Here is an 8,243-nt window from a genome sequence, read left to right on the forward strand (position 1 = left end):
TCCTCGCTGGCGGACATCCCACCGGCAGCACCGGCTCGCAGGAAGGATGCCCGCCACCCCGAATCCACGCTCACATGGCCATCACGCGACGGCGCGCCAGCATTGGCGAAGCACAACGTTTTGTCGCAATCAGCTACTTTTACAACTAGTTGCATGGGATCGATCCACCGCAATGGACACACTGGCGTCTGTTGCCAGCGGACTGCGCACTTCAGCGGTCCGGCTGCCTGAGCCATCAAACAGGAGTGCTTTCCATGAACCATATTCAGCATCGCCCATTGGCCCTGGCCCTCACCGCTGCCCTCGCCACCGTGCTCGCGGCTCCCGCTGCCTTTGCCGGCGTGGTTCCGGCAGATGGCGAAGTAGTGGTGGGGCCGGGGGCGCCTGCCGAACGCTGGACAGTGGGAACCGGTGGGACCCTGATCGTGCAGCCTGGCGCGGAGGTCATCGACATTGTCATGAACGGCGCCGGGACCCTGCGGATGGATGGCGCTACGGTCTCCAGTCCCAGCTCTTCCGCTGTGAATGTGCTGGGGACAGCCACCATCTCCAATTCATCCCTGACCAGTACCAATCGTGAGGCGTTGCGGGTCACCAATTCCGCCCAGTCGTCACCCGACCGGACGACGGTGAACATCAGCGGCAGCACGATCCGATCCGAGGTCAATGCGGTGCTGATGGGGGCCCGCACGGATCTGGCGCTGTCCAATACCTCCGTCGTGGGTGGGATCGTTGGCATCACCTCCTTCGGTGGTCGCCTCAGCGTCCTTGGCGGCAGCCGCATTGAAGGTGTGGCTGCCGGCATCCGGTTGAGGGCGGGCGATATCAGCATGGATGCGCCGGGTGAAAGCGTCATCGACGGCTCCACCGTGGAAGGCCTTGCCGGTCCGGCCATCCTGGTGCAGGGGGCCTCCAGCGGCGGTGCTTCGGCCGAAACCCGCATTGCCGTGCGCAACGGCAGCCAGTTGATCGGCGGCAACGGCAACGTGCTGGAAGTGTCGACGACGGGTACAGACCTGCCCATCGCCTACTTCGACGTTCAATCCAGCGCTCTGCGCGGCAACATCGTGGTGGGCGACGACGGCAGCCAGGGCCACGTGACGCTGTCCAACGGCGGCAGCATCACCGGTGCGTTCAGCAACGTCACCAGCGCTACGCTGGACAACGGCGGCCGCTGGCAGATGAGCGGCGACAGCAGCGTGGGCACGCTGGCGCTCAACGATGGCGGCACGCTGGCGCTGGGCGATGGCAGCACCTTCAACACGCTCAGTGTGGACACCTTCACTGGCAACGGCGGTATCGTGCTGTTCAACACCGTGTTGGGTGCCGATGGGTCCAACACGGACCTGCTGCACGTGCTGGGCGAGACCCGCGGCACCGCCAGTGTGGCGGTGAACAACGTGGGCGGTGCGGGCGCGCAGACGGTGAATGGCATCGAGCTGATCCGCGTGGATGGCGCATCCAACGGCCAGTTCAACCTGGCCGGGCGCGCGGTGGGTGGGCAGTATGAGTACTTCCTGCACAAGGGCGGCGTGGCCGGAGGCGAGGGCAACTGGTACCTGCGCTCGCAGCTGCCGACCGCACCGGACCCGTGCGATGCCGATCCGACGCTGCCCGACTGCGGCGGCCCGGTAGTGCCGGTGCTGCGCCCGGAAGGCGGGGCCTACCTGGCCAACCTGACGGCTTCGCAGGCGATGTTCCGCCTGGGCTACCACGACCGCCAGGCAGGCCAGAACGGTGGCCGCGGCTGGGCGCGGGTGGACGGTTCGCGCAGTGGTTTCGATGCGGTCAGCCGCCAGCTGGATGTGCAGGGCAACAGCCAGGCGCTGAGCGTGGGGGCGGACCTGTTGCGCAACGCGGGGGGGAGCGCCGTTGGCGTGATGCTGTCTACCGGCAACGCCAGCAGCACCTCCACCCATGCGCTGACCGGCTACTACGCGCGTGGCAAGGTGAAGGGCGTTGCACTGGGTGTGTATGGCACCTGGCGTGCACCGCATGAAGATCTGTATTCCGGATTCTATGTGGATGGTTCGCTGCAGCGTGCGCAGTTCCGTAACCGTGTGGAAGGCCTGGCCCTGACCCCGGAGCGCTATGACAGCAAGGCGTGGCAGGGTGCGGTGGAAGCCGGCTATGCCCTGCGCGTGGGCGGTGCAGCCAACGGTGGCCTGTACCTGGAGCCGCAGCTGCAGGTGGGCTACAACCGCTGGGACGATCTGCGGCACACCGAAGCCAACGGCACGGTGGTGACCACGCGTGATGCAGATGGGCTGTTTGGCCGCGCGGGCGTGCGCCTTTCCGGCGTCACCCGGTGGGGCACGAGCGCTGCGCAGGTGCAGCCGTATGTGGCGGCGCACTGGCTGCATCAGCGTGCGCCATCGTCCGTGCTGATGGACGATGAAGTGGTGGACGCGCGCATTCCGCGCAGCCGTGGCGAGTTCAGTGCCGGTGCCTCGCTGAAATTTGCCAATGGCGTGGGTGCGTGGGGTGGGCTGTCGTTGCAGCGTGCCTCGGGTTACCACCAGACCAGTGCCCAAGTGGGCCTGAGCTACAGCTGGTAAGCCCTGTCGGCGTCCTGGTGCAGGTGAAGCACTTCACGCTGCCGGCAACACCTTGCCGGGGTTGAGGATGCCATCCGGGTCCAGCGCGGCCTTGATCGCGCGCATCGTCGCCAGCGTGGCGGGACTGAATGCCTGCGCCATGAAATCGCGCTTGGCCAATCCAATGCCATGCTCGCCGGACAGCGTGCCGCCCAGCGCCAGCGTCAGTTCGAAGATCTTCGGCAGCGCCGCGTGCGCGCGTGCGTTCTCTTCAGCATTCTCCGGGTGGTAGAGGATGTTGACGTGCAGGTTGCCGTTGCCGGCATGACCGAAGGTGACGATGGTCAGCGTGTATTCGCGTGCCAATGCCTGCACGCCAGCCACCAGTTCCGGAATGCGCGATACCGGTACCACCACGTCTTCATTGATCTTGCCGGGTGCGACGGTGCGAAGTGCCGGCGACAGCGCCTTGCGCGCGGCCCACAGCTGGTCGCGCGCGCGGCCTTCCATCGCCACGTCCAGCTCGATCATGCCGTCGCCTTCCGCAGCGCTGGCCAGCGCCTGCAGCAGGTAGGGCAGGGTGTCGTGGTCGCCATCGGCTTCGACCAGCAACATCGCGCCAGCCTCGGGTACCTCGGCGCCATTGAGGCGCAGCAGCTCCAGGCTGCGGGCGTCCATGAATTCCAAGCGCGTGGGCACCACCGGCTGCGACATCAGGCGTGACACCGCAGCGGCGGCCGCATCGGCATCGCGGTACAGCACGCGCAGGCCGGCCTGGCTGACCGGCAGCGGGGTGAGCTTGAGGGTGGCTTCCACGATCAGTGCCAGCGTGCCTTCGCTGCCCACCAGCAGATGGGTGAGGTCGTAGCCGGTGGAATCCTTGGTATAGGCGCCGCCGCAGCGGATCACCTCGCCGGTGCCGGTGACGGCCACCAGGCCCAGTACGTTGTCGCGGCTGGTGCCGTACTTCACCGCGCGCGGTCCGCCGGCGTTACAGGCCAGGTTGCCGCCGATGCTGCAGATCTCCGCGCTGGACGGGTCCGGTGCCCAGAACAGGCCGTGCGGCGCCAAGGCCTGCTGCAGGGTTCCGTTCAACACCCCCGGCTGCACCACGGCGCAGCGATCACCGGCGCGGATTTCGACAATGCGGTCCATACGGGTGAACGACAGCACGATGCTGCCCGGCAAGGGCACGGCAGCACCGGTGGTGCCGGTGCCCGCGCCGCGCGCGACCAGGGCCACGCCGTGAGTGCGGCAGGCGCGCACCAGTGCCTGCACCTGTTCGATGTCGGCGGGCAGCGCCACGGCTTCCGGGCGCTGCCGGCGCCACGAGTTGTCCTGCGCGTTGGCCTCCAGCGCACCGTCATCCATGCGCCAGCCCTCCGCGCCCAGCAGGGCAGACAGTTCGGCAACCAGGGCGGCGGGCAGGGCAGTGCTCATGAGGATTTCCGGGGGAAGGCAGGGGCGGGTTGGATCAGTTTCCAGGCGACCACGGCGCCGGCCAGCGGCAGCCATACCCAGCGCAGCTCGGACAGCAGCGTGGCCAGGCCGCGCGCGCTGAAGAACTGCGGGGCAAACGGAGAAACGCGGATCGGTCGCCATGGTGCGAAGAAGCGATGCTCGCTCCACGGCCAGGCCAGGGCGACGCCCAGCCCGCCGGACGTCATCGCATCCAGCAGCGGATGGCTGGCCGCGCAGATGAAGACGAATACCGCGGCCTGTACGGTGGATGCCGGGGTTGGTTGGCTCGAAACCGCCGACCAAGGTCGGCGACTACCGAAGAACGCCAGCACCGCTGCCAACGCGGCCAGCACGCCAGCAAACAACAGCGAATGGCTGGCACCGCGATGGCCGAACGCATCGGCATAGGGAATGTGCAGGGCGAACGCCAGCACGTCGGCGTCGGGCAGCATGGTGGCAATCACGCCGGCGGCCAGCAGGCGCGGCGGAATGCGGCCGCGGTCAGCGGCGCACCACAGCGCCAGCGGCACGGCGGCATGGGTGATGATCGACGGCATCAGTCACGCACCACGGTAGTGCCGGCCGCTGGCCGGCAATGGGTAGCCATCAGCAATCATCCAACCGGAACGCATCCCGCAGCCAACGCAGCTGCGGCGGGTCGCCACTGGCTTCCACCACATCGAAACGGCAGGGCGCATCGGCCAGGCCAGGGTGTTCCTGCAGGTACAGCAGCGCCGCATGGGCCAGACGCCTGCATTTGCGCGCATCGATCGAGGCCGCGCCGCCACCGAAATCCGCGCGTGCGCGGTAGCGCACTTCCACGAACACCACGGTGCCCGCGTCGTCCATCACCAGGTCCAGTTCACCACCGCGGTAGCGCACGTTGCGTGCGCGCGGCTGCAACCCGGCCTGTTGCAGGTGCTGCTCGGCGGCGGCTTCCACCGCCGAGCCGCGTTGCAGATGGTCAGCGACCACCGACGATCGGCATTGGGCGGCCACCACTGAAGGTGGACCACGCCGGCTGGCGCAGGATGTTGCCGTTGCTGTCCAGGTACAGCGTGCCGGTGGCGCCATCGAGGCCGCCTTCGTTGGACAGCTTTTCCAAGTAGGCGCTGATCTTCCACGCATCGGCGCCGAAGGCGAACAGGCGACCGGCGGCACCGCGCGCGCTGGGCAGGGTCTGGCCCACCTGCGCGGCCGACGGCAGGCCGGACACGCTGCGCACGTTCCAGGCTTCGTTCGGGTAGATGATGCCGTCCAGCGCCACATCCTCCTCGGCCTTGCCGCTGCCGGTGGTCAGCTGGCTGGTGCCGACGCGGGTGGTGCCACCGGCACCGGCCAGGGCCAGCTGCGGTGCCAGCAGCCGTGCCTGCGGCGCACGCACGGCCAGGAACACCGCATCGATCTGGCCGGCATTGCGCACCTGCGCGCTGACATCCCCCACCGCTTCACCCACGGCCACCGTGGCGGCCACCTGGCCACCGCGCTGGGCAAAACGCTGGGCAAAGGCGGCAGCAGCACGGCGGCCGGTGTCATCGTTGCTGCTGATGACCAGTGCGCGGTTGCGCTCGCGGCCACGCAGGTATTCGGCGGCCACGACGCCATCGTCTTCCGGTGCCAGCGAGAAGCCCGCGCTGCCGGCGGGCGGCGCATCCTTGCCACGGTTCAGCGCCAGCACCGGCACCTGCAGCGGCTGGCGGCCGTACACTGCGTCCACTTCATCACGGCCCAGCGGGCCGACCACGAAGTCGGCACCGGAGGCCACGGCTTTGTCATAGGCCGCCAGCGCACCGGCAGGCGTACCGGCGGTATCGAAGAAGTTGATCTCCGGGCGGCGGCGGCTTTCACCGTAATAGGCGGCCAGCAGGCCATCGCGCACCGGCTGTGCGGCGGTGGCCAGGCGGCCGCTCAGCGGCAGCAGCACGGCCATCTTCGCCGGCGGGCGGTAGCCGTCGCTCATGGCCGGTGGACGCTTGCTGGTATCGAACTGGGCCGCGCCCTCACGGTCGAACGGGCGCGGCAGCGGCAGGCCGCGGGCGATGAGCGCACGGCCTGCGAAGTTGTACAGCGGGTCGTTGGCCGGCAGCGCGGCGGCGCGGCTGCGCAGGGTGGCATCGTCCAGCGTCCCGAGCAGGCCGGAAATGGCGGCCTGGTTCTCGCTGCGCGCGGTACCGGCCAGGCCGGCGTGGGCGCGGGCACGCGAGGCGGCAGCGGCGAAGCTGTCGCCGCTGGCCTGCAGTGCATCGGCGCGGGCCAGGAACCAGCGCGTGCGCAAGCCGGGGTGCACGTTGTCACCCGGGTCCTTCAGCAGGGCCAGGGCCTGCGCAGGCTGCTTGTCGGCCAGGGCCAGCTCGGCGCTGGCCAACTGGTAGCGCTGCAGGCTGGCACCGGACAGCTGGCGGGCGGTCAGCTGGCCCAGCAGGCTGCGCGCGCGGGCGCTGTCGCCGGCCAGATGCCAGGCCCAGGCCGCATCGGCCAGCGTATTGCTGCGGGCACCGCCGCGCAGGGTGGCGGCCTGCGCTTCCAGCTGCAGGGCAGCGTCGCGCGGCTTGCCTTGGTCGATCAGCGCCAGCGCCTGGCTCTGGGCCGGCGATTCGGGGGCGCTGGTGAGGCTGGTGGTGGCACAACCGGCCAGCAGCATCAGCGACAACGACAGAGCGGAGATGCGTGCGGCGGGCTTATTCATGATCGGGTCCATGCGATGAGGGCAGCGGCCTTGGCCAGGTACACGCTACGATTCTACCCTTGCCCCGTGAGTACCGCTGAAATGAGTGTGCCAACCCTGTATGTCGTCGCCACGCCGATCGGCAACCTGGCCGATCTGAGTCCGCGCGCGCAGGAGGTGCTGCGCTCGGTGGCGGCCATCTGTGCCGAAGACACCCGCCGCAGCGGCCAGCTGCTCTCCCATTTCGGCATCCAGCAGCCGCTGGTGGCCCTGCACGAACACAACGAAGAGGCGCTGTCGCAGCGTCTGGTGGCGCGCCTGCAGGCCGGTGAATCGCTGGCCCTGGTCAGTGACGCGGGTACGCCGCTGGTCAGCGACCCGGGCTTCCGCCTGGTCCGTGCCGTGCGTGCGGCCGGCATCAAGGTCAGCCCCATTCCCGGCGCCTGCGCGGCCATTGCCGCTCTCAGCGTGGCCGGCCTGCCCAGCGATCGCTTCAGCTTCGAGGGCTTCCTGCCGGCCAAGGCCAGCGGCCGCCGCGACCGCCTGCAGGCGCTGGCCGGCGAAGTGCGCACGATGGTGTTCTACGAATCCTCGCACCGCATCGTTGAATCGCTGGCGGACATGTCGGCGATCTTTGGTGCCGAGCGCCCGGCGGTGCTGGCACGCGAGCTGACCAAGCTGTTCGAGACCGTGCTTGATGGCGATCTGGCCGGTCTCCTGGCCAAGGTGGAAGCGGACGAGAACCAGCGCAAGGGCGAGTTCGTGGTGATGGTGCAGGGCGCAGGCGATGATGCCGAGGCGCAGCTGGCGCACGGCCGCCACGTCTACGCCAAGCTGAGCGAACACTTGCCGCCGTCTACGGCCGCCAAGCTGGCCGCCGAACTGACCGGCGCCCCGCGCAAGGCGCTGTACGGCCGGTAGCGCCGGGCCGTGCCCGGCGAATCGGTAGATCCACGCCATGCGTGGATGGCACGTACCCAGTAGCTCCACGCCATGCGTGGATGGATGAACCGCACGCCGCGATCGGCACGGCACGAAGGGCGTGCGTGCGCTAGAATGCGCGCTGGCGGAGCCGGCCAGACAGTCGCGTCATCCCTTCGGGGGTGCCGAGGAAAGTCCGGGCTCCATAGGGCAAGGTGCCAGGTAACGCCTGGGCGGCGCAAGCCGACGGAAAGTGCAACAGAAAGATACCGCCTACGTCTTCTTCGGAAGGCCGGCAAGGGTGAAATGGTGCGGTAAGAGCGCACCGCGAGTCTGGCAACAGACCGGCACGGCAAACCCCACCTGGAGCAAGACCAAATAGGGATCCTTTGGCGCGGCCCGCGTTGGATCCGGGTAGGTTGCTTGAGCGTTGCGGTGACGTAACGCCTAGAGGAATGACTGTCCACGACAGAACCCGGCTTATCGGCCGGCTCCGCCTCCTTTTCCCGCGATCCACGCCATCCACGCATGGCGTGGATCTACCGGGCATGCACTGGCATGGCTCTGGTAGTGCCGGCCGCTGGCCGGGGCAAACGGACCGAAGACGGCCAGCGGCCGCGCCCAACCCGAAAAGAAGGAAAAAACCCGGCACGAAGGCA

6 protein-coding genes and 1 other RNA gene are annotated in these 8,243 nt (G+C 68.5%); 3 read left to right on the forward strand and 4 right to left on the reverse strand.

Annotated features, from left to right (window positions below; all coding sequences use genetic code 11):
• Window positions 1-254 precede the first annotated feature (254 nt).
• On the forward strand, window positions 255-2,558 hold the full coding sequence (locus ACQKDV_RS07780) for an autotransporter outer membrane beta-barrel domain-containing protein (protein WP_427783180.1): 2,304 nt from the start codon (window positions 255-257) through the stop codon (window positions 2,556-2,558).
• Between the two features lie 33 nt (window positions 2,559-2,591).
• On the opposite strand, the gene ACQKDV_RS07785 is transcribed toward ACQKDV_RS07780, so the two are convergent.
• The 4 genes from ACQKDV_RS07785 to ACQKDV_RS07800 are packed head-to-tail and all read right to left on the reverse strand — an operon-like array spanning window position 2,592 to window position 6,684.
• Window positions 2,592-3,977 carry an FAD-binding oxidoreductase gene (locus tag ACQKDV_RS07785; protein ID WP_427783182.1) on the reverse strand — a complete coding sequence of 462 codons (1,386 nt, stop codon included), beginning with the start codon at window positions 3,975-3,977 and terminating at the stop codon, window positions 2,592-2,594.
• On the reverse strand, window positions 3,974-4,555 hold the full coding sequence (locus tag ACQKDV_RS07790; RefSeq protein WP_427783183.1) for a metal-dependent hydrolase: 582 nt from the start codon (window positions 4,553-4,555) through the stop codon (window positions 3,974-3,976). The genes ACQKDV_RS07785 and ACQKDV_RS07790 overlap by 4 nt, the downstream gene beginning before the upstream one ends.
• A gap of 49 nt (window positions 4,556-4,604) precedes the next feature.
• Window positions 4,605-4,973 (reverse strand): YraN family protein, encoded by a 369-nt coding sequence (locus ACQKDV_RS07795; protein ID WP_427783184.1) that lies wholly within the window; start codon window positions 4,971-4,973, stop codon window positions 4,605-4,607.
• Window positions 4,963-6,684 (reverse strand): penicillin-binding protein activator, encoded by a 1,722-nt coding sequence (locus tag ACQKDV_RS07800; protein WP_427783185.1) that lies wholly within the window; start codon window positions 6,682-6,684, stop codon window positions 4,963-4,965. Before ACQKDV_RS07800 ends, ACQKDV_RS07795 begins: the two co-directional genes overlap by 11 nt.
• A gap of 81 nt (window positions 6,685-6,765) precedes the next feature.
• Here ACQKDV_RS07800 and rsmI point away from each other — a divergent pair, with 81 nt between their 5' ends.
• Both rsmI and rnpB read left to right on the forward strand, forming a co-directional pair.
• A complete protein-coding gene (rsmI, locus tag ACQKDV_RS07805; RefSeq protein WP_427783186.1) occupies window positions 6,766-7,584 on the forward strand; it encodes a 16S rRNA (cytidine(1402)-2'-O)-methyltransferase in 819 nt (272 codons plus the stop codon).
• A gap of 147 nt (window positions 7,585-7,731) precedes the next feature.
• An RNA gene (gene rnpB / locus ACQKDV_RS07810) (RNase P RNA component class A) lies at window positions 7,732-8,083 on the forward strand.
• Window positions 8,084-8,243: the final 160 nt, after the last annotated feature.

It is taken from the genome of Stenotrophomonas sp. NPDC077659 (genome assembly GCF_050268705.1).
Lineage (GTDB): Bacteria > Pseudomonadota > Gammaproteobacteria > Xanthomonadales > Xanthomonadaceae > Stenotrophomonas.

Bases quoted from the DNA above. Each gene is read 5' to 3' on its own strand.
- ACQKDV_RS07780 (WP_427783180.1), top strand. From the start codon at position 255: ATGAACCATATTCAGCATCGCCCATTGGCCCTGGCCCTCACCGCTGCC.
- ACQKDV_RS07785 (WP_427783182.1), bottom strand. From the start codon at position 3,977: ATGAGCACTGCCCTGCCCGCCGCCCTGGTTGCCGAACTGTCTGCCCTG.
- ACQKDV_RS07790 (WP_427783183.1), bottom strand. From the start codon at position 4,555: ATGCCGTCGATCATCACCCATGCCGCCGTGCCGCTGGCGCTGTGGTGC.
- ACQKDV_RS07800 (WP_427783185.1), bottom strand. From the start codon at position 6,684: ATGAATAAGCCCGCCGCACGCATCTCCGCTCTGTCGTTGTCGCTGATG.
- rsmI (WP_427783186.1), top strand. From the start codon at position 6,766: ATGAGTGTGCCAACCCTGTATGTCGTCGCCACGCCGATCGGCAACCTG.